27 protein-coding genes and 2 pseudogenes are annotated in these 26,131 nt (G+C 29.8%); 23 read left to right on the forward strand and 6 right to left on the reverse strand.

Translation table 11 applies throughout. From position 1 onward, the window contains the following. The first annotated feature begins 29 nt into the window (after window positions 1-29). The 5 genes from Q6H37_RS01570 to Q6H37_RS01590 all read left to right on the forward strand — a co-directional run bounded on the left by Q6H37_RS01570 (window position 30) and on the right by Q6H37_RS01590 (window position 4,285). A complete protein-coding gene (locus Q6H37_RS01570; RefSeq protein WP_318738857.1) occupies window positions 30-341 on the forward strand; it encodes a PTS fructose transporter subunit IIB in 312 nt (103 codons plus the stop codon). A 48-nt stretch (window positions 342-389) separates the two neighbouring features. After that, window positions 390-1,469 carry a PTS fructose transporter subunit IIC gene (locus Q6H37_RS01575; protein WP_318738858.1) on the forward strand — a complete coding sequence of 360 codons (1,080 nt, stop codon included), beginning with the start codon at window positions 390-392 and terminating at the stop codon, window positions 1,467-1,469. A gap of 14 nt (window positions 1,470-1,483) precedes the next feature. Then, window positions 1,484-2,335, forward strand: coding sequence for a class II fructose-bisphosphate aldolase (locus Q6H37_RS01580; protein WP_318738859.1), 852 nt, complete (start codon window positions 1,484-1,486; stop codon window positions 2,333-2,335). A 49-nt stretch (window positions 2,336-2,384) separates the two neighbouring features. Further along, window positions 2,385-3,251: a ketose-bisphosphate aldolase gene (locus Q6H37_RS01585; RefSeq protein ID WP_318738860.1), complete on the forward strand. Its 867-nt coding sequence runs from the start codon at window positions 2,385-2,387 to the stop codon at window positions 3,249-3,251. A 155-nt stretch (window positions 3,252-3,406) separates the two neighbouring features. Beyond that, complete coding sequence (locus tag Q6H37_RS01590; protein ID WP_318738861.1) at window positions 3,407-4,285, forward strand: ROK family protein; 879 nt, start codon at window positions 3,407-3,409, stop codon at window positions 4,283-4,285. A 90-nt stretch (window positions 4,286-4,375) separates the two neighbouring features. Here Q6H37_RS01590 and Q6H37_RS01595 read toward each other — a convergent pair whose 3' ends face one another. From Q6H37_RS01595 to Q6H37_RS01605, 3 genes are all read right to left on the reverse strand, one after another. Then, entirely contained in the window at window positions 4,376-4,567 is a 192-nt protein-coding gene (locus tag Q6H37_RS01595; protein ID WP_318738862.1) for a hypothetical protein, read from the reverse strand. A gap of 108 nt (window positions 4,568-4,675) precedes the next feature. Next, complete coding sequence (locus Q6H37_RS01600; protein WP_318738863.1) at window positions 4,676-6,037, reverse strand: HAMP domain-containing sensor histidine kinase; 1,362 nt, start codon at window positions 6,035-6,037, stop codon at window positions 4,676-4,678. Window positions 6,038-6,039: 2 nt separating this feature from the next. Further along, the gene (locus tag Q6H37_RS01605; protein ID WP_318738864.1) at window positions 6,040-6,753 is read right to left on the reverse strand and encodes a response regulator transcription factor; all 714 of its coding nucleotides are present in this window, start codon (window positions 6,751-6,753) and stop codon (window positions 6,040-6,042) included. 172 nt (window positions 6,754-6,925) lie between these two features. Between Q6H37_RS01605 and Q6H37_RS01610 the strand changes: the two genes are divergently transcribed. The 4 genes from Q6H37_RS01610 (at window position 6,926) to Q6H37_RS01625 (ending at window position 11,234) form a co-directional block, all read left to right on the forward strand. Continuing rightward, complete coding sequence (locus tag Q6H37_RS01610) at window positions 6,926-7,837, forward strand: ABC transporter ATP-binding protein (protein WP_318738865.1); 912 nt, start codon at window positions 6,926-6,928, stop codon at window positions 7,835-7,837. Beyond that, entirely contained in the window at window positions 7,838-8,560 is a 723-nt protein-coding gene (locus Q6H37_RS01615) for an ABC transporter permease (RefSeq protein ID WP_318738866.1), read from the forward strand. Between the two features lie 16 nt (window positions 8,561-8,576). Continuing rightward, a complete protein-coding gene (locus tag Q6H37_RS01620; RefSeq protein ID WP_318738867.1) occupies window positions 8,577-9,323 on the forward strand; it encodes an ABC transporter permease in 747 nt (248 codons plus the stop codon). 558 nt (window positions 9,324-9,881) lie between these two features. Further along, window positions 9,882-11,234, forward strand: coding sequence for a L,D-transpeptidase/peptidoglycan binding protein (locus Q6H37_RS01625; protein ID WP_318742892.1), 1,353 nt, complete (start codon window positions 9,882-9,884; stop codon window positions 11,232-11,234). Window positions 11,235-11,422: 188 nt separating this feature from the next. Here Q6H37_RS01625 and Q6H37_RS01630 read toward each other — a convergent pair whose 3' ends face one another. Continuing rightward, window positions 11,423-11,662, reverse strand: coding sequence for a hypothetical protein (locus Q6H37_RS01630; protein ID WP_318743199.1), 240 nt, complete (start codon window positions 11,660-11,662; stop codon window positions 11,423-11,425). Window positions 11,663-11,916: 254 nt separating this feature from the next. Between Q6H37_RS01630 and Q6H37_RS01635 the strand changes: the two are divergent. The 5 genes and pseudogenes from Q6H37_RS01635 to Q6H37_RS01655 all read left to right on the forward strand — a co-directional run. Further along, a pseudogene (locus Q6H37_RS01635) lies at window positions 11,917-12,090 on the forward strand (Mor transcription activator family protein); the annotation flags it as partial. 148 nt (window positions 12,091-12,238) lie between these two features. Beyond that, window positions 12,239-12,460: pseudogene (locus Q6H37_RS01640) on the forward strand (acetyltransferase); the annotation flags it as partial. Window positions 12,461-12,484: 24 nt separating this feature from the next. Next, a complete protein-coding gene (locus Q6H37_RS01645) occupies window positions 12,485-13,192 on the forward strand; it encodes an alpha/beta hydrolase (protein WP_318738869.1) in 708 nt (235 codons plus the stop codon). A gap of 189 nt (window positions 13,193-13,381) precedes the next feature. Further along, a complete protein-coding gene (locus tag Q6H37_RS01650; RefSeq protein ID WP_318738870.1) occupies window positions 13,382-14,104 on the forward strand; it encodes a flavodoxin family protein in 723 nt (240 codons plus the stop codon). Between the two features lie 54 nt (window positions 14,105-14,158). Further along, complete coding sequence (locus Q6H37_RS01655; protein ID WP_318738871.1) at window positions 14,159-14,773, forward strand: MBL fold metallo-hydrolase; 615 nt, start codon at window positions 14,159-14,161, stop codon at window positions 14,771-14,773. A 31-nt stretch (window positions 14,774-14,804) separates the two neighbouring features. On the opposite strand, the gene Q6H37_RS01660 is transcribed toward Q6H37_RS01655, so the two are convergent. Further along, a complete protein-coding gene (locus Q6H37_RS01660) occupies window positions 14,805-15,449 on the reverse strand; it encodes a TetR/AcrR family transcriptional regulator (RefSeq protein ID WP_318738872.1) in 645 nt (214 codons plus the stop codon). A gap of 223 nt (window positions 15,450-15,672) precedes the next feature. On the opposite strand from Q6H37_RS01660, the gene Q6H37_RS01665 reads away from it, so the two are divergent. The 5 genes from Q6H37_RS01665 (at window position 15,673) to Q6H37_RS01685 (ending at window position 21,152) form a co-directional block, all read left to right on the forward strand. Continuing rightward, window positions 15,673-16,365 (forward strand): response regulator transcription factor, encoded by a 693-nt coding sequence (locus Q6H37_RS01665; RefSeq protein WP_318738873.1) that lies wholly within the window; start codon window positions 15,673-15,675, stop codon window positions 16,363-16,365. Window positions 16,366-16,372: 7 nt separating this feature from the next. Then, on the forward strand, window positions 16,373-17,365 hold the full coding sequence (locus Q6H37_RS01670) for a sensor histidine kinase (RefSeq protein WP_318738874.1): 993 nt from the start codon (window positions 16,373-16,375) through the stop codon (window positions 17,363-17,365). A gap of 311 nt (window positions 17,366-17,676) precedes the next feature. Next, window positions 17,677-18,528, forward strand: a complete 852-nt coding sequence (locus Q6H37_RS01675) for an undecaprenyl-diphosphate phosphatase (protein ID WP_318738875.1) — start codon at window positions 17,677-17,679, stop codon at window positions 18,526-18,528. 15 nt (window positions 18,529-18,543) lie between these two features. Beyond that, complete coding sequence (locus tag Q6H37_RS01680; RefSeq protein WP_318738876.1) at window positions 18,544-19,290, forward strand: ABC transporter ATP-binding protein; 747 nt, start codon at window positions 18,544-18,546, stop codon at window positions 19,288-19,290. Continuing rightward, a complete protein-coding gene (locus tag Q6H37_RS01685) occupies window positions 19,290-21,152 on the forward strand; it encodes an ABC transporter permease (protein WP_318738877.1) in 1,863 nt (620 codons plus the stop codon). Before Q6H37_RS01680 ends, Q6H37_RS01685 begins: the two co-directional genes overlap by 1 nt. Before the next feature lie 63 nt (window positions 21,153-21,215). Here Q6H37_RS01685 and Q6H37_RS01690 read toward each other — a convergent pair whose 3' ends face one another. Beyond that, the gene (locus tag Q6H37_RS01690) at window positions 21,216-21,923 is read right to left on the reverse strand and encodes a YoaK family protein (RefSeq protein ID WP_318738878.1); all 708 of its coding nucleotides are present in this window, start codon (window positions 21,921-21,923) and stop codon (window positions 21,216-21,218) included. Window positions 21,924-22,390: 467 nt separating this feature from the next. Here Q6H37_RS01690 and Q6H37_RS01695 point away from each other — a divergent pair, with 467 nt between their 5' ends. The 4 genes from Q6H37_RS01695 to Q6H37_RS01710 are packed head-to-tail and all read left to right on the forward strand — an operon-like array spanning window position 22,391 to window position 26,034. Further along, window positions 22,391-22,789: a cytidine deaminase gene (locus Q6H37_RS01695; RefSeq protein WP_318738879.1), complete on the forward strand. Its 399-nt coding sequence runs from the start codon at window positions 22,391-22,393 to the stop codon at window positions 22,787-22,789. Window positions 22,790-22,832: 43 nt separating this feature from the next. Next, on the forward strand, window positions 22,833-23,477 hold the full coding sequence (gene deoC / locus Q6H37_RS01700) for a deoxyribose-phosphate aldolase (protein WP_318738880.1): 645 nt from the start codon (window positions 22,833-22,835) through the stop codon (window positions 23,475-23,477). A 56-nt stretch (window positions 23,478-23,533) separates the two neighbouring features. Next, entirely contained in the window at window positions 23,534-24,715 is a 1,182-nt protein-coding gene (gene deoB, locus Q6H37_RS01705; protein WP_318738881.1) for a phosphopentomutase, read from the forward strand. A gap of 17 nt (window positions 24,716-24,732) precedes the next feature. Then, on the forward strand, window positions 24,733-26,034 hold the full coding sequence (locus tag Q6H37_RS01710) for a pyrimidine-nucleoside phosphorylase (RefSeq protein ID WP_318738882.1): 1,302 nt from the start codon (window positions 24,733-24,735) through the stop codon (window positions 26,032-26,034). The last annotated feature ends 97 nt before the right edge of the window (window positions 26,035-26,131 follow it).

The raw sequence follows: 26,131 nt of genomic DNA on the forward strand, positions 1-26,131 counted from the left end.
AATATTAAAAAAAGAAAGGGGATATGAATATGAAAATTGTAGGAATAGCAGCTTGCACATCTGGGATTGCACATACTTATATAGCAAAAGAAAAACTTATACGAGCAGCAAAAGCATTAAATCATGAAATTCACATTGAAACTCAAGGAACAATTGGAACAGAAGACGAACTTACTCCAAAGGATATCAAAGAAGCAGATATAGTAATTATTGCAGCTGATATTAAGGTAGGAGGTAGAGAAAGATTCAAAGATAAGAAGGTTATCGATGTTTCAACAGAAATTGTAATAAAATCTCCTAAAGCACTTATTAATAAAATTCAACAAGATCTAGGCTTGTAGAAAATATTTTAGAATAATATAGATTAAGAAATGAGAGGAGAACTTATGATGTTAAAAAAGTTAGAGTTAAAAAAGCATGCTATGACAGGTATATCTTATATGCTTCCATTAGTTGTTGCTTCTGGTTTGCTAATTGCTATTGGTAATTTAGCAGGTGGAAATCCAGCTTTAATCTCCGATTATAAGAAGTCTTATACTATTTGGCAGGCAGCAGTTTCATTAGGAGTTTTTGGTATGGGATTACTACCAGCAGTTATGGGGGCAGCTATTGCATATTCCATTGCTGATCGACCTGGTATTGCACCTGGTTTGTTAATGGGTATGATAGCAAATGCTATGGGAGCTGGTTTTCTTGGAGGAATGCTTGGAGGTTACCTTGCAGGTTACTTTGTAAACTTTTTAAAGAAAAACTTGAAAGTACCTGTATGGGCACAAGGTTTATTGCCAATGATGATTATTCCATTAATATCTTCTGCAGTCATAGGATTAGTTATGTTCTTTGTCATTGGTGGGCCAATAGCTGTAGCTTCGGCTGCACTTACCCATATGCTCAATAATATGCAGGGTGGATCAAAGGTTATATTTGGTGTTATTATGGGCGCCATGGCAGCATTTGATTTTGGTGGACCAGTTAATAAAGTAGCTTCACTGTTTGCTGATGGATTATTATTACAGGGTGTTTATGGGCCAGAAGCTATTAAGATATGTGCATCTATGATTCCTCCTTTTGGAGTTACATTATCTTGGTTGATAAGAAGAGCAAGATATACTAAAAACGAATCTGATAATATAAAGATTGCTTTTCCAATGGGAATATGTATGATTACTGAAGGTGTTATTCCAATTGCAGCTGTTGATCCTCTTCGTGTAATTTTCTCTTGTTCTTTTGGAGCAGCTGTTGGTGGAGCAATAATCATGTTACTAAATGTTGGATCACCAGTTCCTTCTGGTGGAATGTTTATTGTACCTGCGATGCATAATCCAATTGGTTTCTTAATTGCTTTAGGGACAGGCTCTGTTATTACAGCAATTTTACTTGTAATTCTTAAAAAAGATGCAGTAGAAAAAGTAGTTGAAGATGATGAAGAGGAAGAAGAAATAGATTTATCAAGTATAAAAATAAAATAATTAGGAGAAATAAAATGTATGTTTCAATGAGTGATATGCTGAAAAAAGCAAATAAAGAAAACTATGCAGTTATGGCTATTAATTGTTTTAATTTAGAGACTGCTAGAACTGTAATTAAAGCAGCAGAATTGGAAAATTCGCCTATTATAATTAATATAGTTCAAGAACATTTGCTTGATCATTGTGATAGTGAATTGATAACTCCAATTGTAAAGACCCTAGCTAATAGAACATCCATAAAAGTGGCACTAAATTTTGATCATGGTCAGGAAGTTTTGTTTTTAAAAAAAGCAATAGATGACGGTTTTTCTTCTGTAATGGTAGATGCTTCACGTTTTGGACTAACAGGAAATATTAATATGACTAAAGAAGTTGTAGATTATGCACATCCAAAGGGAGTAAGTGTTGAAGGTGAAATTGGATGCTTGGGAGCTACAGAAGGTTCAGCATTTACAGCTGATGATATGTATACAAATCCAGAAGAAGCCTTAAAGTTTGCTAGAGAAACTGGTATTGATGCACTAGCTATATCAATTGGTACCTCTCATGGAAATTATCCAGAGGGAATGGTTCCAGAGTTTGATTTTGAAAGATTAAAAACCATTAAGGAATTGACTAAAATGCCATTAGTTCTTCATGGCGGCTCTGGTTCTGGAAAAGATAATATTTTAAAAGCAGTTAAATATGGTATTAATAAAATAAATGTTGGCTGTGATTTTATGAATGCAAATGTCCAAGCTATTAAAGCTAGATTAAAAGAAGATCCAAATGTTAATTATTATGTTTTAATGCATCAAATTGAACAAGATAGTATTGATATTGTAAGAAATTATATTAGACTATCAGGATCAAGCAACAAAAATTAATGTTAAAAATATTTAAAATAAAAATTAAAATAAAAGGGAGAATAGTATTATGTTAATGAATATGAAAGAATTATTATCTGTAGCACAAAAAAATAAGTTTGCTGTACCAGCCTTTAATACAAGTAGTTGTATGATTTTAAAAGGTGTTATGGAAGCTTGCAGAGAAAAACAAGCTCCAGTAATTATTGCAATACATCCAGATGAATTATCATTTGTAGAAGACAGCTTTATAGCAAGTGTAAAAGAAGAAGCCTTTAAATGTAATGTACCAGTAGTTATTCATTTAGATCACGGTGCAACTTTTGAACAAGTTCTTAGAGCAATAAGATGTGGATTTACATCAGTAATGATTGATGCTTCACATATGACCTTTGAAGAAAATATAGCTATTACTAAAAAAGTAGTTGAAGTAGCACATCCACTTAATGTTTCAGTTGAAGCAGAGCTTGGAACTATAGGTACAACAGGCAATGGAGGAGAAACTGGAGCTGATAAGATAATTTACACAGATCCAGAAAAAGCAAAAGAGTTTGTTGATAGAACAGGAGTAGATACATTGGCAATCGCTATTGGAACATCTCATGGAATTTATCCAAAAGATATGAAGCCAAAATTAAGATTAGATTTATTAAAAACTATAAGAGAAATTGTTGAGGTTCCATTAGTATTACATGGTGGATCAGCTAATTCAGATGATGAAATTGCAGAATCCGTAAAATTAGGAATATCTAAAATAAACATTTCCAGTGATATAAAGGATGCATTTTATAAAAAATGCCGACAAATACTAACAGAAGATTTAAGTGCTCGTGAACCAAATGCTATCTATCCACCATGCATAGAAGCTATGAAGGAAGTAATTTATCATAAAATAAGTTTATTTAATGATGAAGATAAAGTAAAACATTATAAATAAAAGCAAAAATATAGTATCTTAAATAAATTTTGCAATATAAAATAGTCTGTGAAAATTTTATTTCAGCATTTAATTATAGGAAATAAAGTGGACACAGACTATGTTGTTTATATGATTATTATTTATTAGTGATATCAAATCAAGAAGGTGAGAATATGAAGAAAATAGGAATTGATATTGGAGGTACACAATTAAGATGTGCCATTTTTGATGAAGATGGAAAAATCATAAAAAAGGTAAAGTTTGAAAATGAAAAGAATCTTGGATGTGTAAAAAACTTAAATAAATTAATTGATTTTATTAATACTGAAAAAGAAGATTATGAATTCAATGGAATCGGAATTGGTTGTCCAGGTCCATTAGATATAAAGAAGGGTAAAATTTTAAATCCTCCAAATTTAGTGGGATGGAATGAATTTAATATTGTTGAGTTTTTTGAAGAAAAAACTCTTATAAAGACAAAATTGAATAATGATGCTAATGTTGCTGGGCTGGCCGAAGCCATATATGGATTTGGGAAAGGATACGAATCAGTATTTTTTATCACAATATCAACTGGAGTAGGTGGAGCATATATACTAAATGGTAAGATAATAGGTGGAGCTAATTCTGCGGCTGGGGAAATTAACAATATTATTATCAATGAAGATGCATATTCGCACAATGGTTTAAATGCTGGAGGACTAGAAGGTCAATGTAGTGGTACTAATATTGCAAGAATAGCTAGTGAAAAATTAAATAAAAATTTAAATGCAAAAGATGTTTTTGAATTATACTATTTAAAAGATAAAATAGCCATACAAGTTATAGAAGAATTTTGTGAAAATATGGCTAAGGGTATTGCTAATATATGTGCAGTAGTAGATCCTGATATTTTTATAATAGGAGGCTCTGTTGCCATTCATAATCCTGAAATAATTAGTATTATAAAAGGAAAAACCATGTTTAAGGTTCATAATCCTCAAACTTTAAAAATAGAATTAGCAAAATTTGAAGATGATGCTGGTTTGATAGGGGCTTCTCAATTGGTTTAGATTATTAAGTATTTTAAATATTATTGTTTTTAGAAAAACAAGTGACGATATTAATACATATTATCACTTGTTTACTTAGTTTGATGCAAATTAGTCTCCATCCTCCCCACCAGGGCCATCGCGTCTTGGACGTGAGGATTCTGGAAGAGGTTCAACATTTTTATATTTATTGGAGATGGAGGATTTATTGTCATGTACAGCATTTAAAGAACTACTTTGGTCCTTAGAGTTTGAACAATTACACTGTTGATTAAAATTTGAATTGTTATTTTGGTTAGTCATTTTATGATCACCACCTTCTAAACTATTTTTTACAGATAATAAGTTTTTATGTTAGAAGTTTTTTGAAACAATTAACATTATGGTAGAAAGTGGTAAAGGTTCGAAAAACTATTTCTTATAACTAGGTATACATAACTTTGTGCTACTGCCTTGTTCCCAATTCTGAAAATAAAACTTTCCACCATGTGCTGCAATTATCTGTTTTACAATATAAAGGCCAAGACCGTGAGACTTGTTAGTAGGAAACTCGGTTGAAAAATTTAAAGTTTGTAAAATATCATTTTTAAAGCCGCTTCCAGTATCTTTGATTTCAATGACACAATTGCCTTCTTTTTGGTCTAGTTCAATATAAATATTACAACCATCTTCATTATGCTTCATACTGTTTCCTATAATATTATTAAGAGCACGTTCGAATAATCTCATGTCACCATTTATCATGCAACTTTGGGCTTCAGAAGAAATGGAGAACTCTAAGTTATATCTATCATTAGATAAGTTGTTTAAATGGTCTACAACTACTTTTCTTGTAAGCTCTGCAGCATAAAAAGGTTTTATGTTTAAAGGCTGCATTTCATATTCCAGTTTTATTGTTAAATTTAAATCGTTAACTAATTGTTTTATCTTTTCACTTTGTAATCTTATGATGGTAAGTTTCTTTCTGTCATCCTTGGAAAAGTTTTCATTATCTTCTAAATCGCTGGAATAACCCATAATCATAGACAAAGGAGTTCTAATATCATGAGATACTCCAGTAATCCAGTTGTTTCTAGCAGTATCTCTCTTTTCTATTAAGGCTTGTTGTCTTAAGAGTTCCTCAGAAGTAATATTTATATTATGGGCCAATTCGCCAAAAGCTCCTTTAGTTCCAAGAGAAACTTGCTTTTTCTTAGCCATATCTTCAACGCCTTCTATAATTTTACGCAGAGACAGAAAGAAACGAATTCCAAATAAAAAAGCTAAAAGCATAGCAACTATGAAGTTTATCAATAATCCAAGTGATATCCATTTGATACTATTACGTACAATGTTTTCTGGGATTTCAAGTTGGGATTTCCAAGTGCTGTTTTTGATACCGCCAGCCACAAACAATCCATCTTTATGCTTCCAGGTATAAACTGGATACTCCTTTAAATACCACCTGGTAAAAGAAGCTATATCAGAAGAAGTATAACTTAATGGAATATCATTTGGTAGATTCTTACTCCATACAACTTTCCCAGTATCATTTATGAGCATTGCCCATTGAAATTCCTTAGTAATTATAGAGGAAGCTTTGTCTGACAATACGAAGTTGTTATCTTCTTTTTTCAATCCTTTACTAATTTCAGATATTCTATGTGAAGTAGTAGGGGAATTGTTAGAGGATAAGCATAAAGCAAATACAATAATATTAGTTATGAGTAATATTATTATAATTCCCCCAGCGGAAAGGACATAACGCATAATTATTTTTGACATTCTCTTCATAGTTAAGCCTCCAATACAAGCTTATATCCAAGTCCTCTTACTGTTAACAGATATTTTGGATGGGAAGGATCAGATTCTATTTTTGCTCTAAGTCGTCTGATATGAACCATTAGTGTATTTTCATATCGAAATAAGTCATCACCCCAGGCAGCTTTACATAAAGCATCAATGGTTACAATATTTCCTTTATTAGTATAAAGCTTATCTAGCAGCGCATATTCTTTAGCTGTTAAGGTGAATTCTTCATTTTGTGTCTTTATAGAACCGCTGTTCATATCAACGAATGTACTTCCTAAATAAAAAGTAGGCTTTTTATTTGCTTGTCCTGTTAATGGAAAATAGGTTCTTCTAAGTGCAATATTAATGCGAAGAATTAATTCTCTAGGGAGAAATGGTTTGGTAATATAGTCATCAGCACCAAGACCTAACCCCAAAAGTCTGTCTTCATCTTGATCCTTAGCTGATAAGAAAAGTATAGGAACCATAGAAGTTTCACGGAACTTTTGCATAAGGGAAAAACCATCACCATCTGGTAGCATTATGTCTAAAATAACAATGTGAGGATTTACCCTTTTAAACTGTTCTACGGCTTCATGACAATTAGAAGCTGTAAATACTTCATGAAATCCTTCCTTTAGCATGATATCTTTAACCATTTGGGATAAGGAAAGCTCATCATCTACAATTAATATTTTGCAATCTTTAATATCATTCATACTAAATATTCTATTCCTCCAATCTTATATAATAACTTAAAATATTATACATCAAATATTTCTTAAGGTAAATGTAAGGTAGATTTCATGGATATGTAAGGTAGATTTTTTATACTTAAAGAGTAGAAAACAGTTGATGAAAAACATTATGTATATTTGGAGGAAAATAAGTATGAATATAATAGAAACTAAAAATTTAACTAAAGAATATAATGGAACGTTGTCAGTTAATAACTTAAATATATCAATCGAAGAAGGTCAAATTTATGGATTCCTTGGACCAAATGGAGCAGGAAAAACCACTTCAATACGAATGATGTTAGGTTTAATAAAACCTACAAAAGGAAGTGTTAGTGTATTTGGATATGATCAAAATAAAAAAAATAGAACTGACATACTGAAAAATGTTGGTGCACTTATTGAAAATGCAGCTAGTTATCCACATCTTACAGCATATGAAAATCTTAAGATAATGAGTACTTTAACTAATTCATCTAAAAGTGATATTGATGAAGTATTAAAGATTGTTAGATTAAATGAGGTTAAAAATAAGATGGTTAAAGAATTTTCACTTGGTATGAGACAAAGGCTTGGGATTGCTATGGCAATTCTTAGAAAACCAAAGCTGCTTATTTTAGATGAACCTACTAATGGATTGGATCCTTCTGGAATTCATGAAATAAGAGAATTGATAAAAGAGATTCCTAACCTGTATGGCAGCACAGTTTTAATTTCAAGCCACCTTTTATCAGAAATTGATCAAATTGCAACCCATGTAGGAATTATTACTAAGGGAAGTCTTGTATATCAAGGTACTATTGAAGAGTTAAGAAGTAAAGGCCATGAAAAAATAAAAATGCGTACAGATAACATTAATGGCACTATAAATATATTAAATCAAAAGAATATTTTTCATAATGTACAGGATGGATATATTGAGATAGGTGGCCTAAAGGATGAGAAAATAGGACAAGTAATTGAGGATATAGTTTTTAAAGGTATAAAGGTATATAGAATAGAAGAAGAAAAAACTTCATTAGAAGATATTTTTCTTAATCTTACTGGAAAGGAGAATAGTTTATAAATGAAGGATATTGTTTGTGCAGAATTTATAAAAATGAAAAGAAAAAGGCTGTTTTTACTAGCTTTAATTGGTGAATTATTATCATTTTTAGTTGCTTATGTTTTTGAAAGCAGACCTGGATCAAAAAGTTGGATGAATTTATTATATAATTTTAGCGGATTTAATTTTATGATTATGATAATAGTATTTACAATTATTATTTCTAAAATAGTAGATATTGAACATAAATCGGATATGTGGAAAATTCAATTTATTTCTATAGAGGATAAGAAGTTGCTTTATATAGCCAAGTTTATTTGTGTATTAATAATAATGTTTTTTTCTTCCTGTATAACTTTTAGTGGCTTAATCTTATTAGGGAATAGTGTAGGGATAAAAGGTATTGCTTACAGTTTAATATTAAAGCAGAGTTTATGTCCTTTAATTGGATACTTACCATTTATAATTTTACAGCTTTCAATTTCTATAATGGTAAAGAATCAAGGAGTTTCAATAGCTTGCGGAGTTATAGGATGTTTTTTAGGTGTGCTTGGTTTTGCACTTCCCTTTGGAAAAATTCTCATATGGATGTATCCATTTTTTACTGCACCTATGATTACTGCATCAAATATGAGCACAGTTATGAATGAAAGTAGTATAATGTTTAGTTTTATAAGTATTATTGTAGCAGCGGGAATGGCTTTCATATCACTACGTTTGTACGATAAAAAGGAAGATCTTTAAGAAGGAGTGAGATATTTTGTATAGATTAATTAAGTGTGAATTACTAAAATTAAAAAGGCAAAGAGCGTTTATAATTTCAATAATAATTACATTAATACCAATTATATTAGGATTATTTACTTTTAAGGCTAATTATAGTGTATTTAAGGAACAAAATGTAAATGATTGGTTAAAAGGGTGGGGACAGGTTGCAATGTTTTATTCACCTATTATATTTCCTATAATAGCTAGCATATATTGTGCAATGATATTCAGGGTGGAATATATGAATAAAAATATGAAAATTATATTATCAACCCCTGTTTCTAGAAAGTCATTATACATATCAAAGTTTATAACAGCAATTTTAATGGTTTTATTCTTACAGATTGTGTTTGGAATTACATACTTTATGGTTGGAAAACTATATGGAATAACAGATCCTTTTCCAATTAGAAGGATTATTAATATTTTGTTCTTTGGATGGATTGGGGCTCTACCACTAATTTCTGTACAGATGTATTTGTCTTTAAAGTATGAGGAATTTACAAAATCGATTATGATAGCATCATGCTTCTCACTGCTTGGATTCTTTATATCAGCTGTAAAAGGTCTTAAATACATATGGCCCTGGGCTATTCAAAAAGTATCTATGGACATTTCAGTAGCTGCAGGTATACAAGGAATAGTTCCACAGTTATCATTTACGATATATTGTTTGATTTTTATGGTAATAATTAATGTCATAGGTATTAGAAAATTTGATGATGGAGAGTTTGTTTGATGGATGCTGAAAACTTTATAAAAAATGTGTTAGAGTAATAGTTTCAGTTAATTATAAAAATATGAAATCAGTAGATTTTGTTTAGTAAATTTAGCTTTAATCAAACATATATAAAATTCGCCTGTAAGTATTTTAAATAGATGCTTATAGGCGGTTGTATTTTTCGCAAAAAGGTGGTATCTTTTTTATTGTGTACTGTAAATAATATTTATAAATATACTTTTTATTTAAGATAAGTAGTTAGAATATAAAGTGCTAAATTAACTATATGAGTAATTTAATATCCGTTCTTTTAGTTCCTTTATTCTATTATTTTTATAAAATAATAATTGTTTTAAGTATGAGTTTTATTACATAAAATACAATGTAGGTTTTATGTATATAAAATTGATTAATATTAAAATCATAAAGCATTAATTTTAAATTTTTATTGTAATCAAAAAGGGGATGGGTATTTTGGAAAAGGAAACAGAAAAGGATGCAGAAAAGGATATAGAAAAGAGTAAAGAAAGTAGGAGACGTAGTAGTAAAAAAAATAATAAAAAATATAATAAAGTTATGATAGGCACTGCAAGTTCTTTTTGTGTTTTGCTTGCTGTATATTTAGGTGCATCAGCATATTTTAACAATCATTTTTATTTCGGATCTGAAATTAACTGCGTCAATGTTTCTGGAAAAACTGTTGAAGAAGTGGACAAACAAATGGCATCTGAAATAAAATCGTATAAGTTGAATTTAAAAGAACGTGATGGTAAAAGCGAACAAATTAAAGCTGAAGATATTAAATTAAAATATAATTCAGATGATGAATTTAAGAATCTTAAGAATAAACAGGGTGGTTATAAATGGGCTTTAGCGTTTTTAAATACAAGTGATTCTAAAATGAAAGCTCAAGTTTCCTATGATAAAGATTTATTAGAACAAAAGGTGAACAACCTTTCTTGCCTTGATAGTAAAAAGGTAGTTGAACCTAAAAATCCTAGTTTTAAATATACAGATAAGGGTTATGAGGTTGTAAGTGAGATAAATGGAAATAAGATTAATAAAAATTCTTTAAAGGACAATGTGGTAAAGGTAATAGTTAATGGTGAAACTACCATAGATTTAGAAGCGCTTAATTGTTATGTAAAACCAAAATACACTGTAAAATCTAAAGAAACTACTGAAAATAAAAATACGCTTAATAAATATGTATCTTCTAAAATTACTTATACTTTTGGTGACAAACAAGAAACTATAGATGGTTCTAAAATAAATAATTGGCTTACAGTTAATGACGACTTTAAAGTTGAAGTTGATGAGAAAAAAGTAAAAGGATATATGAATGAACTTGCTGGTACTTATGACACAATTGGCAAAACAAGAAGCTTTACTGCATCCTCAGGATCAACAATAAAAGTTGGTGGCGGTGATTACGGATGGTATACTGATGCTTCAAAAGAAACACAAAACTTAATTGCTGCAATTAAAGAAGGAAAGTCTATAAAAAAGGAACCAACATACACCCAAACTGCAGCATCTCACAGCACTAATGATATTGGTAATACCTATGTAGAAGTAGATATGGGAAGACAACACTTATGGTTTTATAAAAATGGTTCTTTAGTAGTACAAGGTGACGTTGTTACAGGTAATGTAAGTCAGGGACATGCAACACCAGAAGGTATTTACAGCTTAAAATACAAAGAAAGACATGCTACTTTGAAAGGACAGGGATATGCTTCTCCTGTTGATTATTGGATGCCATTTAATGGTGGTATTGGAATTCATGATGCACCATGGAGACCGGCATTTGGTGGTAGTATATATATGGGAGATGGCTCACATGGTTGTGTAAACTCACCACATTATCTAGCACAGACAATATATGAAAATATTGAAGCAGGAACTCCAATTGTTTGTTATTATTAATAATTTTAGTAAGTGAAAAGTCTATAAAATAAATTATAAAAATATATGTTTATTTTTATATGGATTTTGATATAATATAATTAAGAAGAGCTTAGTGCGTTAACACTAAGCAATCCTTAAAACATTTATTTTGTTTTAGGGCTATTGGATTAGATTTATGTTATAAAATATGAATCTTAGAAAAAGTGCTAATCTTGTGAGGATGGGGCACTTTTTTCTTTGCTTTTAACTTCTATATCAAGACCAAGGAATTTAATCTTAATTTTTAAGTGATATATAAAAAGATTATGTTTTAAAACTAATTTAATTACATAAACAATTGATACACACTTTATAAAAGTATTTAACATATCCAATACCACATCCTTAGCTATAGTGAAATAATTCACCAATAGCCCAAAGGAGGATAAAATGTTCAAAACCTCCACAGCCATCCTTCTGTGGTTAACATGTTTTACTTGGATATTGTACCATGATTATGAATAAGTATATAGGGATATTTATTGGAAGATAACATAATAGCAAGGGATAGATATTATAAAAAATGGAGTTAATATTACAATGTATTGGGTAGTTATGTCATAATTGGGAAAATATCTGACAAAATTATTTTATAAGTTAATAAGACTTGGTTTGTTAATTATGAACTAAGATGGATAAAAGGATTATCTATGGTACATGCAGTAAAAAAGCTTGGGGTGAGAATAGTGGTATAAAAAATAGCTTGAAGAAAAGAAATAAGGAAATTTTTAATAACTACAAAGAGGGTGTATCTGCTAAAGAACTTTCTAAGCAGTTTTACCTTACTGAAGATAGTATTAGAAGAATAATTAGAGAAGAAAAACAATTAATATAACTGAAAAGGATATTTTTATATTATGTAAATTATATGATATAAAAATATCCTTTTTAATTTGTTGATGTAAAATCAGGCAAGTTTATTACAGAATTATTTATGAACTAGATAAAGTAAAAGAAATGAAGTTATAATTTTATTATAAGCTATTGGTGATGGAGCTATTATTGGAACGAGGGCTTTAGTAACAAAGGATGTGCCGCCATATACTATAGTTGGTGGGATGCTAGCAAGGATTATAAGAAAGCGGTTTGAAGATTCGGTTATAGAAGACTTACTTAAAGTTCAGTGGTGGAATTGGAATACTCAAAAGATATCTGAAAAATTAACTGCCATTAGAAATGGAGATATAGAAACATTAAAAAGATAGAGTATATATGGAGGAAGAATTGTAATGATAAAACAAAATTTAAAAATAGAAAATATACCTGCAATTTTGTGGGGCAATAAGTCGGATGAACTATTTATAGTCGTACATGGCAATATGTCAAATAAGTCAGATGATGTTATTGTTGAATTTGTAGAAGAAGCAGTAGATAAAGGTTATCAAGTGATAAGTTTTGATTTACCTGAACATGGTGATCGTAAAAATGAAAACTATGCTTGTAAAGTTCAAAATTGTGTCCATGACCTTAATATTATTATGCATTATGCACAATCATTATCAAATAGTATAAGTTTATTTGCGTGCAGTATGGGAGCGTATTTTAGTTTGCTTTCATATAAGGAGGATTCATTGAAGCAGTGTTTGTTCTTATCACCTGTGGTAAACATGGAACGTATCATAAATAATATGATGACATGGTTTAATGTAAGTGAAAATAGATTGAAAGAAGAAAAAGAAATCTCTACACCTATTGGACAAAAACTTTACTGGGATTACTATTGTTATGTAAAAGAGCATCCTATTGTTAATTGGAATAAAGAAACATCAATTTTATATGGTTCAGAGGATGATATATGTGAGTTTGATGTGGTATCTGATTTTGCTAAGGCTTTTCACTGTAATCTTCAGGTAATGGAACATGGAGAACATTATTTTCATACTGAAGGGCAATTGCAATATTTTAGACAGTGGGTGAAAAAATATATCTATGTATAGTTGATAAAAGGAGAACCTGAAATTTTAATGGTTCTTCTTTATTTATTTTTTGTGGAGATATAGAAAAATTTTCTTTATTTACTTGACAGTGCTGGTGGACTGGATGTATATTTGAGTTACAAAATGTAACCTAAATATACAATATGTGATGATGGGCGTTTTTAGTGAAAGATAGGAGGAAATAAGGAAATGAAAAAAAATATTAAAATTGTTGGAGTGATAAGCAGTTCAAAACTTAATGGTAATACTGCTGCACTTGTTAGAGAAGCACTTAAAGGTGCAGAAGAAGAGGGTGCATCAGTAAAAGAAATTTTTTTAGCTAAGCATAATCTTGTTTTTTGTACAGGATGCTTAGCATGTACAGCTAAGGGAAAGTGTCCATTACCAGATGATTTTGAGGAAATTAGAAAGGTTATCTATGAAGCAGATGGAATTATTTTAGGTTCTCCAACCTACGCTACAGAATACAATGGAATAATGAAGTGCTTTATTGAGCGATTGGGACCATATACTCAGTATGCTTCTTTAATGGGAGGCAAGTATGGAGTAGGAATATCTACGGCTTATGGTGAGGGAATGGCAAAGAAGGTTGCTAAAAAGCTTACTGGCCTGTTTCAACTTGGAATATTTAGAAGAAGTTATGTATCTGGATTTTTAGGAGTGGGTACTATGTTTAAGGGTATGGAGAAGAAGACCTTTGAAAATCAAGATGCAATGAGAAAAGCACATACTTTGGGAAGAAAAATTACAAGTGACATAAAAAATTACAATAGATATCCTTTCCAAAATTTAATTACTAGATTAATTATATGGTTGTATTTAAAACCTATATTTAAAAAGAAAATTTTAAAATGTAAAGATGGAGAAGAGTATGCTACATATAACAGTCTTTCAAAAAGAGGGTTAATTTAAACAAAAGTTATTTAATAGGGGAAGTTTATAAAAAAATTTAGGAAGTGTAAATAAATGAAAATAACTGATAATGTGTATGCACTAGAATCTACAAAAGGATCTTATGCATATATCATACTTGGCATGGAAACAATTCTTGTTGACACAGGTCAAATGTGGCAAGGAAAAGAAATTTTAAAAGAACTTGCAGCTATGAATATAAAATTACATGATATAAAACATATAGTATTAACTCATCATGATTTGGATCATGTAGGAAATGCTTATATGCTTCAAAAAGTGACTAATGCCAAGCTGTGGGCAGCTAAAGAAGATATTCCCTATATTAAAGGATATAAAAATAGACCTGGAATAAAAAGAATTTTTTCATTTTTATTCAGGGTGAGAAAACCAGAAAGTGTATGTGCTTATAACAAGGATATAAGAATTGGAGATATAGAAATTATAGCAACTCCAGGTCATACACCCGGACATGTTTGTATACTTTATAAAGATGTATTATTTGCAGGAGATTTGGTAGATTCCAGAAAAGGAGAATTAAGGCCATATCCTAATATGAACTGGAACAAAGATGAACTTATGAAATCAATTAAAAGTATATCTAACATTTCATTTAAATGGGTATGTCCAGCACATGGAATACCTGTAAAAAGGGAACTACTATATTAAATTTTTAGTATAGTAGTTCTCTTTTTATATTTTATGAATTTTTACTACGAAAAGCATCACATAGTAAATTGATATTAAATTGTATAAATTGTTCTTCATTAAGTGAAAAGTGATTTAAGAAGGTTTTTCCTGATACGGAAAGCATGTGGAAAAAGCCGGTTATCGAAAATTCAGCTGAATAGGTTCCGCTCATTGTATCAATATCTTTAAGTATACTTCCATCTTCCTTACCTTCATTGATTATTTTTGCAATTTTTTGTGCTACTAATTCAGTAATTTTATTAAATTCCTGATGCTTAGGTGTAGGTTCTTTCTTGGATTTTATATACCCAACATAGTTCATTAATTCTAAAGTTTTAGGAAAATCTTTGTAAAATTTATAATAAGCATATGATAAGTTTTTAAGCTTTTCAAAACCTGTTTTACCATTTTGAATTTCTTCTTCAAAATAACATAGAAGCTTTTGAAATCCCCTGATTATCACTGCAAAATACAAATCTTCTTTATCTGCAAAATACTGATATATAGTTTTTCTTGTGAATTGTGCATGTTTGGCTATTTCCTCCATTGAGGCCCCACTATAGCCTGTAGTGCTAAATACTTGTTCTGCTGCATCTACTATATCGTCTTCTCTCATACGTCGTTCTTTTTCTCTTCTAGATATGATGGTATCCATTAAAATATTTCCTCCTATTTGATAATTATAATTTACAAGGTGTATATTTGGTTACAATATGTAATCTTAGGATACAATATGTGCACAATGAGTATATAATATAATTTTTTGCCTGTCAAGAAATGGAACAGTTAAATTCTTTTTATCCAAATTATTGAAAGTTATCTCCTTATCATTTAAACTTAAACTGTATATTAGGATGCAGAATTGGAGAAAAATCAATATGAAATATAAAATATATATTGTAGAAGATGATGTTTCAATAAGTGCTGTGTTAAAAGAGTGCATTGATAAGTATGGTTTTCAAGTGGCAACAGTAGAGAACTTTGAGAAGGTAATGGAGGGCTTTAATGAGTATAATCCAGATTTAGTATTACTGGATGTTAATTTACCTAAATTTGATGGATTTTATTGGTGCAGAAAGATAAGACAACAATCAAAGGTGCCAATAATATTTATATCTGCAAGAGACAGCGGAATGGATCAAATTATGGCTTTAGAAAGTGGAGCTGATGATTATATAACTAAACCTTTTTATTATGATGTGGTTATTGCAAAAATAAAGAGCCACTTAAGAAGAGCTTTTGGAGATTATGCACCTAAAATAGAAGAAAGAATAGTTGAAGTTGATGGCCTTATATTTTACCCAGAAAGATTGGAATTAGAATTTAAGGAACAAAAGTTAATTATAACTAAAAGAGAAGGAATATTGATAGAATATCTTATGAAAAAATATCCTAAGGTAGTTAGTAGAGATTTTCTTTTAGAAAAAATATGGGATGACATTGAATTTGTTGAGGAAAATACTTTAAGTGTAAACATCAGCAGGATAAGAAAAAGACTTAAGAATTTAGGCATAGATGGAGGGATAGAGACTATAAGAGGAGCAGGTTATAGATTAAATAAAACCTGGTAGATGTGATATGAATTTGTTTTTTAAACATAATAAAGGTTATATTTTTATATATTTAATGAGTTTAATTCTTACAATAATGTATTGCAATATTATGGAATTTATAAAAGTTGGTGAGATTATTTATATATTCATATTCAATACATTTATTTTGGTCTGTTTTTTAGTGTTTAAATATTATCAAAATAGACGATTATATAAGTTATTAAAAAATGGACTGACATCCTTAAATGATGCTTTTGTAGAATTAGGCAACTCAAAATTAAGTGAAAATATTTCTAGCATATTAAAACAACAGCATAATTTGTATGATGCTCAAATAAGGAAATCAAACAAGATTCACAGTGAGCATCTAACTTTTATCAATCAATGGGTTCATCAAATGAAAACACCTTTGTCTGTAATACAGCTTCAGCTTAAAGAATATGAAGGAGAAGAAGTAGCTTTAAGCATTGAAGAAGAGGTTAATAAATTAAATAAAGGTTTAAATATGGCAATGTATTATGCAAGAATAGATTCTTTTAAAAAGGATTTTCTAGTAGAGCAGGTTGATTTGAAGGGATTAGTTCTTGATATAGTGAATGAAGAAAAAAGAATTTTTATAAAGAATAAAATGATTCCTAGATTGGAAATTGATAAAGATATTAGGATTTATAGTGATAAAAAGTGGTTGAAGTTTATATTAGACCAGTTGATTATTAATGGGATAAAGTATTCAAAGGATAAAGGAAAAGAATTAATTATAAAATCCTATGAATATGAAAAAGAAATTAAATTAAGTATCGTTGATAGTGGAATAGGAATTCCAAGTAAGGATATTAAAAAGGTATTTGATCCATTTTTTACAGGAGAAAATGGACGTAAGTTTGGAGAATCTACAGGTATGGGATTATATATAGTTAAAGAAGTATGCAAAAATTTGGGACATAAAGTGGAAATAAAATCTAATATTAATGAAGGAACAAAAGTTACAATAATATTTCCATGTTTTCCATCACAATAGTCAAATTTTATCCCATCGCTATTAGAATATAGATTGAAATCATAATAAAGAAGAATCTAAAATAATCTTAATGATTCTTCTTTATTTATTTTTTGAAAACGTGAAAGATTTTCTTTTAGCTGATGTAAATAACTTTGGGGAGTACCACAAAATATTTCACAGCAATGGAAGATTAATTTCCTTAAAAGTAATGTTATAAGTAAAGCTTACATACATGTCACATTCATGTAAGCTTTGTAGATAGCACCTTGCACATTATTATTATAGACTATATACAAGTAATGAATAGTTTGTAAGGAGTGTGTGTAGGCATGGATATAATATTTATATTAAAAGCAATTATAATAGCCATAGTAGAAGGAATAACTGAGTTTATTCCAGTATCTTCTACAGGACATATGATATTAGTTGGATGGGCAATTGGCTTCAAAGGAGAATTCACAAAGATGTTCGAAGTTGTAATTCAACTTGGAGCAATAATGTCAGTAGTTGTTTTATATTGGAAAAAGATCAGAGAAAGTATAGTAGAATTTTTTAAATTTATATTTACTAAAGGAAGAGAAGGAAAGACAGGTTTTAAATTTGGAATAAATGTTATTGCATCATCTATACCAATGGGAATTGCAGGAGTGTTGTTTTATAGTAAAATAAAATCAAGGTTTATACCAGAAGCTGTAATAATAGGATTTGTAGTTGGTGGATTATTGTTATTAATATTTGAAAATAAGTTTAGAAATAAAAAGCATAAAATTGAAAGTATAGATAACATAACTCCTAAGCAAGCATTTAAAGTTGGTTTGTTTCAGCTACTTTGTATGTGGCCTGGAATGTCCAGAAGTGCATCTACAATAATGGGTGGATGGGTTGCAGGATTATCAACCCCAGTAGCAGCAGAATTTTCATTTTTTATGGCAATCCCAGCTATGATAGGCTCTACAGGAAAAGATTTATTTGAATTTGATTATTCGATAATGACGCCAACATTGTGGATTTCACTAATATTAGGATTTGTTGTAGCATTTATAGTAGCTTTGATTGTTATGAGAAAATTTATAGACTTTTTGAAAAAGAAACCAATGAGGGTATTTGCAATTTATAGAATTATAGCAGGTAGTTTGCTTGGAATATTAGTATTAGCAAAGGTTATTACTTTAACAGCATAGAAAGGGGTGGTGTAAATGAAGATTTTAGAAGTTATGAATTTAAGCAAAGTATATGGTAGAAAAGTGGTATTTAATGCATTAGATAATATAAGTTTTGATATAGAAAAAGGAGAATTTGTAGGGATAATGGGACCTTCAGGTAGTGGAAAGACAACACTATTAAATATGATTTCAACAGTGGATAAACCCAGTTCAGGAGAAATAAGAATAAATGATAAAAATCCGTTAAAGCTTAAAGGCGATGATTTGGCGCTGTTTAGAAGGAGAGAATTAGGATTTGTATTTCAAGATTTTAATTTGTTGGATACTTTAACTGTTGGAGAAAATATAGTACTTCCACTTACACTAGATGGAATATCAGTTAAGAAACAGGATTATGAACTGAAAAGAATATCAAATATATTGGGTATACACAACTTAATTAATAAAAGAACCTTTGAAATATCAGGAGGTCAGTCTCAAAGAACAGCTATTGCAAGAGCTTTAATACATAAACCTACCTTGTTACTAGCAGATGAGCCTACTGGTAATTTGGATTCAAAGGCTGCTAAAACTGTAATGGAGTTATTTGAAAAAATCAATAGAGAAGAACAGGTAACTACAATGATGGTAACTCATGATCCATTATCAGCAAGTTATTGTAGCAGGATTTTATTTATAAAAGATGGAACTATATATAATGAAATTTATAAAGGAGATAGTAGACAGCAATTTTATCAAGAAATTATTGATGTGCTTGCATTGCTTGGAGGTGAAAATTAATGAATTTTATGGAGTTTGCCACTAAGAATGTGTATAGGAATGCAAAAGCATATTTTGCATACTTTTTAAGCAGCAGCATGTCAGCAGCTTTACTATTTTCATTTACAATGATCATATTTCATCCTAAGTTTATAGTGCTTAAGCTGCCTGATCATATGAGAAATGCACTCCACATTACAACGATTATTGCATACTTATTTTTATGTTTTTTTGTATTTTATTCAGTTAGTACTTTTTTAAAAGGAAGATATAAGGAGTTTGGAATACTCTATATTATAGGTTTATCAAAAAAGCAAATACAAAAAATGATAAGCATTGAAAATATAATTATTACTTCAGTATCAGGAATAGTAGGAATAGTACTTGGAATGGTTTTTTCAAAAATACTTTTAGCTGTGAGTGGAAAATTATTAGGATTTAATGCATTAGGATTTTATATTCCAGTTAAGGCTATGATTATTACTTTTGTTGGATTTTTAATTATGGGAATGTTGATTTCAATATTTTGTTCATTTGTCATAAAAGAAGATATGGTTTTAAAGCTGCTAAAAGGAACTAAAAAACCTAAAGCTGAACCAAAGTCATCTATTATTCTTGTCATTGTCTGTGTAATATTGCTTACAGCAGGATATTATATGTCACTTACATGCAGTGAAAAAACAATAGCATATAGGATAATACCTGTAACAATAATGGTAATTATAGCAACTTATCTTTTATTTTCACAGTTAAGCACTTTTATAATTAAAATTATGAAAAAGAATAGAAGTTTTTATATGAAAAAAACCACAGTATTATGGATATCAAATTTATTGTATAAGATAAAGGATAACACAAGGATGTTTTTCTTAATTACAATAACTACAACAGTTGCACTTTGTGCAGTAGGGTCAGTATATGCTTATTGGCAGGATAAAGAAGCTCAAATAGATAGAGATTTTCCACAAGCGTTTTTCTATTCAGATACTTATGAAAATAAAAGTAAAGTTAATCTAAAAAGTGATTTTATAGAAAGTTCACTTAAAAATAAAGCTGAGGATTATACTAAAGATAATGGTGAAATGAAGTTTATTGCTTCCAGAGGGGAGGAGGATAAGGTAGTTGTAATTAGAGAAGAAAATTATAAAAAATTAGCATCAACAATAAACTTAAATATTGATTCTTTTAATAAAAATGAGACATTAATATTAGGTTATTCAGTGAAGCATAAAAAACAAAATGTTGTCTTAGATAATATAAAATTGAAAATTGCCAAAGAAAGTAATAAAGGAATAATGCCAGCATTTTATGGTGATATATATGTGGTTAAGGATGATGTATATCAAAGGATAAATGGTAATAGAGTTTATTTTGCTGCATTTAATGTGAAAAATTACAAGGATACATTAGGTATATGTAACAATTATATTAATAGATTTGGAGAGGACAGAGGAGATAAAGTTTTTAAAAACTTTCTTAAAGCTAATATATTAGAAGTGACAAAAATAGCTTATGGTGTAATTTTGTTTACTGCAATATTTATAGGACTTATTTTCTTTGTGACTACTGCAAGTTTTTTGTATAATAAATGTTATATGGATATTATACAAGATAAAATTAAGTATAAGCAGCTAAATAAAATAGGATTAACCTATACTGAAATAAAAAAGGTGCTAAATATTGAAATAGGAGTGCTATTTTTATTACCCTATATAATAGCTGTAATACATTTCATTTTTGCTATGAATGCATTAAATGCTTTTCAAATTAAAATAATTATACCAGCACTTCAGCTAATAGTTGCTATGATGATTATTCAAATCATATATTTCCTAGTTATAAGAAAAAGTTATTTATTAGAAATTAAAAAAGGCTTGTTATAAAATATAAAGAAACAAGGGAAATTATGCGTTTTAAAGCAGTCCCTTGTTTTTTATAAAATTAGGTTAAAGTTTATCTTCATTAAGTAAGATTAGTGAAAAAAACAATATAACAACGGAAACCCATACTGCTTTAGATCCAATAGATAATGTCAAAAGTCCGCCTAAAAAAGCACCAAATAAAAATGAAAATATTACAATAAAGTAACGAGTGGCTTTTATAGCAGAATCCCTGTCTTTAGTTGTAAAAGCTATATAAGCTGCTTGTGAAGCAGAACGTAAATTACCAGTACACATAGTTGTAGCATATGGAGAATCAACCAATTTTCTAAAGGAAGAAGTTTGAATAGATGCTACAAAGGAAATTGTAACAGTTACAAAAACATTATAAACATTATTAGGTATAAATCCGATAATAAAAAGCAAAGCTATTTCAATGATTAATATAGCACGCTCTGAATTTTTTATAAAAGTAGCAGACGGATTTTTTTTAATGGTTTCAGCAACTACTACTCCCAATATAAATGCTAAAATAGGTAGAGCTTGTACTAAAGTTTGCATCCAATTTTTATTTAAAGCTGCTATACCTACAAGGACAATGTTTCCTGTTTGAGCATTAGCAAAAACACCATCTCTTCCTATGAAGGTATAAGCATCTAAGAATCCACCAACTATTGCTAGAAGTATTCCTAAATGTAATGATTCACAAGTTACATTAAATATAGAATTTTTCATTTTGTTTTTTTCTATTATATTTACATCTTTAGTAAGCAAGGTATAAGGACCCCTTTCAACGAAATGATAACTAATATTCATTATACTATTAATTTAAGCTGCATGCATAACACTTTCACAGCGTAATAGACGATATTTTTTAGTGTAATGCTATTCAATTGATTTTTCTTTGATAATTGTAACTTATATTTAATGTAGGATATAAGAATTGTAAAATGATATATAATATAAATAAAGATGTTTTAGGTTATTTAGAATTAGTCGATGAACATTATAGAAATCCTGAATTTAGGAGGAATATATATGAATTTAAATAAAAAGATAATAGCCTTATTAATAGTAGTTGGTATCATAGCACTTATTACATTAATTCTAATCATAATGTATTTTTTTGGATATAGAATGATCTAAATATATATTATTGATCGATATTTCACTACTTTGTTTACAAGTGTTCAAAGAAGTTTTATTATAAAACTATAATAGGAATGAAAAGGAGAATTAAAATGGATTATAAGATGTTAGTTTCTAAAGCTTTAGAAGGAAGAAAAAATGCTTATGTTCCTTACTCTAAATTTAAAGTTGGAGCAGCAGTGCTTACTGAAGATGGAAAAGTATATACAGGGTGTAACATAGAAAATGCGTCTTATGGTGCAACTAATTGTGCAGAAAGGACTGCCGTATTTAAAGCAGTATCAGAAGGGCATACAACTATTAAAGCTATTGCTATAGTTGGAGTAGAGAATGAATACACATATCCTTGTGGTATTTGCAGACAGGTAATAGCTGAATTTGGATCAGAGGACATTGAAATAATCTTAGGAAAAAATGAAAACGAGTATATAGTTAAAACATTAGATGAAATTTTACCAGGAGCTTTTACTAAAAGAGATCTTATAAAGTAAAAAACAATTACAAAATTATAACAGAAAGAGAAGGGGATTTACAATGAATATTTCTAAAATGATTGATCATACAGCCTTAAAACCAAATACAACAAAGGAGCAGATTTTAAAATTAATAGATGAAGCTAGAGAAAATAAATTTGCATCTGTCTGTGTTAATCCAACATGGGTCAAGTTGGCAAGCGAAAAGTTAAAAGACACTGAAGTTAAAGTATGTACTGTTATAGGATTTCCTCTTGGAGCTAACACAACAGAAACAAAAGCTTTCGAAGCTAGTGATGCCATTAAAAATGGAGCAACAGAAGTAGATATGGTTATAAATGTTGGAGAGTTAAAAGATAAAAATGATGTCTATGTAGAAAAAGACATAAAAGATGTTGTTGAAGCAGCAAAGGGAAAAGCCTTAGTAAAGGTAATTATTGAAACTTGCCTTCTAACACAAGAAGAAAAAGTTAGAGCTTGTGAGTTATCTAAAAAAGCAGGTGCAGATTTTGTGAAAACATCAACTGGTTTTTCTACAGGAGGAGCCACAGCAGAGGATATTGAATTAATGCGTAAAACAGTAGGTAAAGATATGGGAGTTAAAGCATCTGGTGGTATACATACTAGGGAAGAAGCTTTAAAAATGATTGAAGCTGGAGCAACTCGTATTGGGGCAAGTGCAAGTATAGCTATTATCTCTGAATAGTCAAAAGTATTGTATTAACACAAAAAACGTATAAAGAGAAGTAGGAGGTAATGAAAATGAAACCATTTAAAAGAATACACATCATTGTTATGGATTCAGTTGGCATAGGAGAAGCACCAGATTCAAAAGAGTTTAATGATTTTGGAGTAAATACATTAGCTCATATTGCTGAGAAGAAAAATGGCTTGAAAATGCCTAATATGTCATCCTTAGGATTGTCCAATATTTATGAAATTAAAGGAGTAAGAAAAGCATTTCATCCCAAAGCTTACTTTGGAAAAATGCAGGAAGCTTCTCGTGGAAAGGATACAATGACAGGGCATTGGGAAATGATGGGTTTGTATATTGATAAACCATTTCGTGTATTTCCAGAAGGTTTTCCAGATGAATTAATTAAGAAAATTGAAGATTTTTCTGGCAGAAAGGTTATTGCAAACAAACCTGCCAGTGGAACAGAAATTATAAAAGAACTTGGTGAAAGACAACTTAAAACAGGAGAATTAATAGTATATACATCAGCAGATTCTGTACTTCAAATCGCTGCAAATGAAGAAATTATACCATTAGATGAATTGTACAAAATTTGTAAATACTGTCGTGAAATAACACTAGATGAGCCATACACTTTAGGAAGAATTATTGCCAGACCGTTTGTTGGTAAAACTGCGGATACATTTAAAAGAACATCTAATCGTCATGATTATGCGTTAAAACCATTTGGTGAGACAGTAATGAACTATTTACAACAAACAAATTTAGAGTCTATTGCCATTGGAAAAATTTCAGATATATTTGATGGAGAAGGAGTTACTAGAGCAATTAGAACTGTATCTAATATGGATGGTATGGATAAATTAATTTCATTACTAGATGAAGAATTTCATGGCATTAGCTTTATTAATTTGGTGGATTTTGATGCTGCCTATGGACATCGTCGTAATCCAATTGGTTATGGTGATGCTTTAGAAGAATTTGATAGAAGATTGCCAGAAGTATTTGAGAAATTAAAAGAAGATGATTTATTGTTGATTACAGCAGATCATGGAACTGATCCAACTTATATTGGAACAGATCATACAAGGGAATATGTTCCGCTAATTGCGTATTCCAAACGATTCAAAGAAGGAAATGATTTAGGAATACGTAAAACCTATGCTGATTTAGGTGCCACAGTTGCTGAAAATTTTAATGTAAAAATGCCTAAGTATGGAGAAAGCTTTTTACAAAAATTAAAGTAAAAAAGGGGGTAACTAAAATGAGGATGGTAGATATAATTTCAAAAAAGCGTGATGGAGAAGAATTATCAACAGAAGAAATCAACTTTTTTGTAGAAGGTTATACTAAAGGAACAATTCCTGATTACCAAGCAAGTTCTTTAGCAATGGCTATTTATTTCCAAGATATGAACGATCGTGAAAGATCAGATTTGACTATGGCAATGGTTAATTCAGGAGAAACTATTGATTTATCAGCTATTGATGGTATAAAAGTAGATAAACATTCAACTGGAGGTGTGGGTGATACAACAACGCTTGTATTAGCCCCTCTTGTTGCTGCATTAGGAGTACCAGTTGCCAAAATGTCTGGGCGTGGACTTGGACACACAGGAGGAACTATTGATAAATTAGAATCAATTAAAGGCTTCCATGTGGAGATTACAAAAGATCAATTTATTCAACTAGTTAACCGTGATAAAGTTGCTGTTATTGGTCAAACAGGTAATTTAACTCCAGCAGATAAAAAGCTGTATGCACTTCGTGATGTAACTGGAACTGTTAACTCAATTCCTCTAATTGCTAGTTCAATTATGAGTAAAAAAATTGCAGCAGGAGCAGATGCAATAGTACTAGATGTTAAAACAGGTGCAGGTGCTTTTATGAAAACAGATAAGGATGCAGAAAATTTAGCACATGCAATGGTTAAAATAGGTAACAGCGTAGGTAGAAACACCATGGCCATAATTTCTGATATGTCACAACCACTAGGCTTTGCTATTGGTAATGCGCTTGAAGTAAAGGAAGCTATTGATACTCTAAAGGGAGAAGGACCAGAAGATTTGACAGAACTTGTGTTAACCCTTGGAAGTCAAATGGTTGTGTTAGCTAAAAAAGCAAATACTTTAGAAGAAGCAAGAAAAAAACTTGTTGAAGTAATAAAAAACGGTAAAGCATTAGATAAATTTAAACTATTCCTTAAAAATCAAGGTGGGGATCCATCAGTGGTGGATAACCCAGAAAAGTTACCACAGGCAAAATATAAAATTGATGTTCCTGCTAAAGAAAGTGGTTTTATTTCGAATATTGTAGCTGATGAAGTAGGTATTGCAGCAATGCTTTTAGGCGCAGGTAGAGCTACAAAAGAAGATACAATAGATTTAGCTGTAGGTTTGATGCTTCATAAAAAAGTTGGTGACAAAGTGGAAAAGGGAGAATCTCTTTTGACTATTTATTCAAACCGTGAAAATGTAGAGGATGTAAAAGCTAAAATTTATGAAAATATCTCAATTGCTAATCATGCAGAAAAACCAACATTAATTCATGAAATTATTACAGAATAGAAATTTTCAATAATAATTTATGAAATAGCTTGTAACATATTAATATTATAATTTAAAAGCACATCTATTTAGGTGCGCTTTTACTATGTTATAATTG

Origin of the sequence: Clostridium sp. JS66, assembly GCF_033561535.1 — a bacterium.
Classification (GTDB): Bacteria; Bacillota; Clostridia; order Clostridiales; family Clostridiaceae; genus Clostridium_AM; species Clostridium_AM carboxidivorans.

What these genes read in the sequence shown, in the direction of transcription:
- Q6H37_RS01570 (WP_318738857.1), top strand. Translation starts at nt 30, where the DNA reads ATGAAAATTGTAGGAATAGCAGCTTGCACATCTGGGATTGCACATACT.
- Q6H37_RS01575 (WP_318738858.1), top strand. Translation starts at nt 390, where the DNA reads ATGTTAAAAAAGTTAGAGTTAAAAAAGCATGCTATGACAGGTATATCT.
- Q6H37_RS01580 (WP_318738859.1), top strand. Translation starts at nt 1,484, where the DNA reads ATGTATGTTTCAATGAGTGATATGCTGAAAAAAGCAAATAAAGAAAAC.
- Q6H37_RS01585 (WP_318738860.1), top strand. Translation starts at nt 2,385, where the DNA reads ATGTTAATGAATATGAAAGAATTATTATCTGTAGCACAAAAAAATAAG.
- Q6H37_RS01590 (WP_318738861.1), top strand. Translation starts at nt 3,407, where the DNA reads ATGAAGAAAATAGGAATTGATATTGGAGGTACACAATTAAGATGTGCC.
- Q6H37_RS01595 (WP_318738862.1), bottom strand. Translation starts at nt 4,567, where the DNA reads ATGACTAACCAAAATAACAATTCAAATTTTAATCAACAGTGTAATTGT.
- Q6H37_RS01600 (WP_318738863.1), bottom strand. Translation starts at nt 6,037, where the DNA reads ATGAAGAGAATGTCAAAAATAATTATGCGTTATGTCCTTTCCGCTGGG.
- Q6H37_RS01605 (WP_318738864.1), bottom strand. Translation starts at nt 6,753, where the DNA reads ATGAATGATATTAAAGATTGCAAAATATTAATTGTAGATGATGAGCTT.
- Q6H37_RS01610 (WP_318738865.1), top strand. Translation starts at nt 6,926, where the DNA reads ATGAATATAATAGAAACTAAAAATTTAACTAAAGAATATAATGGAACG.
- Q6H37_RS01615 (WP_318738866.1), top strand. Translation starts at nt 7,838, where the DNA reads ATGAAGGATATTGTTTGTGCAGAATTTATAAAAATGAAAAGAAAAAGG.
- Q6H37_RS01625 (WP_318742892.1), top strand. Translation starts at nt 9,882, where the DNA reads ATGATAGGCACTGCAAGTTCTTTTTGTGTTTTGCTTGCTGTATATTTA.
- Q6H37_RS01645 (WP_318738869.1), top strand. Translation starts at nt 12,485, where the DNA reads ATGATAAAACAAAATTTAAAAATAGAAAATATACCTGCAATTTTGTGG.
- Q6H37_RS01650 (WP_318738870.1), top strand. Translation starts at nt 13,382, where the DNA reads ATGAAAAAAAATATTAAAATTGTTGGAGTGATAAGCAGTTCAAAACTT.
- Q6H37_RS01655 (WP_318738871.1), top strand. Translation starts at nt 14,159, where the DNA reads ATGAAAATAACTGATAATGTGTATGCACTAGAATCTACAAAAGGATCT.
- Q6H37_RS01660 (WP_318738872.1), bottom strand. Translation starts at nt 15,449, where the DNA reads ATGGATACCATCATATCTAGAAGAGAAAAAGAACGACGTATGAGAGAA.
- Q6H37_RS01665 (WP_318738873.1), top strand. Translation starts at nt 15,673, where the DNA reads ATGAAATATAAAATATATATTGTAGAAGATGATGTTTCAATAAGTGCT.
- Q6H37_RS01670 (WP_318738874.1), top strand. Translation starts at nt 16,373, where the DNA reads ATGAATTTGTTTTTTAAACATAATAAAGGTTATATTTTTATATATTTA.
- Q6H37_RS01675 (WP_318738875.1), top strand. Translation starts at nt 17,677, where the DNA reads ATGGATATAATATTTATATTAAAAGCAATTATAATAGCCATAGTAGAA.
- Q6H37_RS01680 (WP_318738876.1), top strand. Translation starts at nt 18,544, where the DNA reads ATGAAGATTTTAGAAGTTATGAATTTAAGCAAAGTATATGGTAGAAAA.
- Q6H37_RS01685 (WP_318738877.1), top strand. Translation starts at nt 19,290, where the DNA reads ATGAATTTTATGGAGTTTGCCACTAAGAATGTGTATAGGAATGCAAAA.
- Q6H37_RS01695 (WP_318738879.1), top strand. Translation starts at nt 22,391, where the DNA reads ATGGATTATAAGATGTTAGTTTCTAAAGCTTTAGAAGGAAGAAAAAAT.
- deoC (WP_318738880.1), top strand. Translation starts at nt 22,833, where the DNA reads ATGAATATTTCTAAAATGATTGATCATACAGCCTTAAAACCAAATACA.
- deoB (WP_318738881.1), top strand. Translation starts at nt 23,534, where the DNA reads ATGAAACCATTTAAAAGAATACACATCATTGTTATGGATTCAGTTGGC.
- Q6H37_RS01710 (WP_318738882.1), top strand. Translation starts at nt 24,733, where the DNA reads ATGAGGATGGTAGATATAATTTCAAAAAAGCGTGATGGAGAAGAATTA.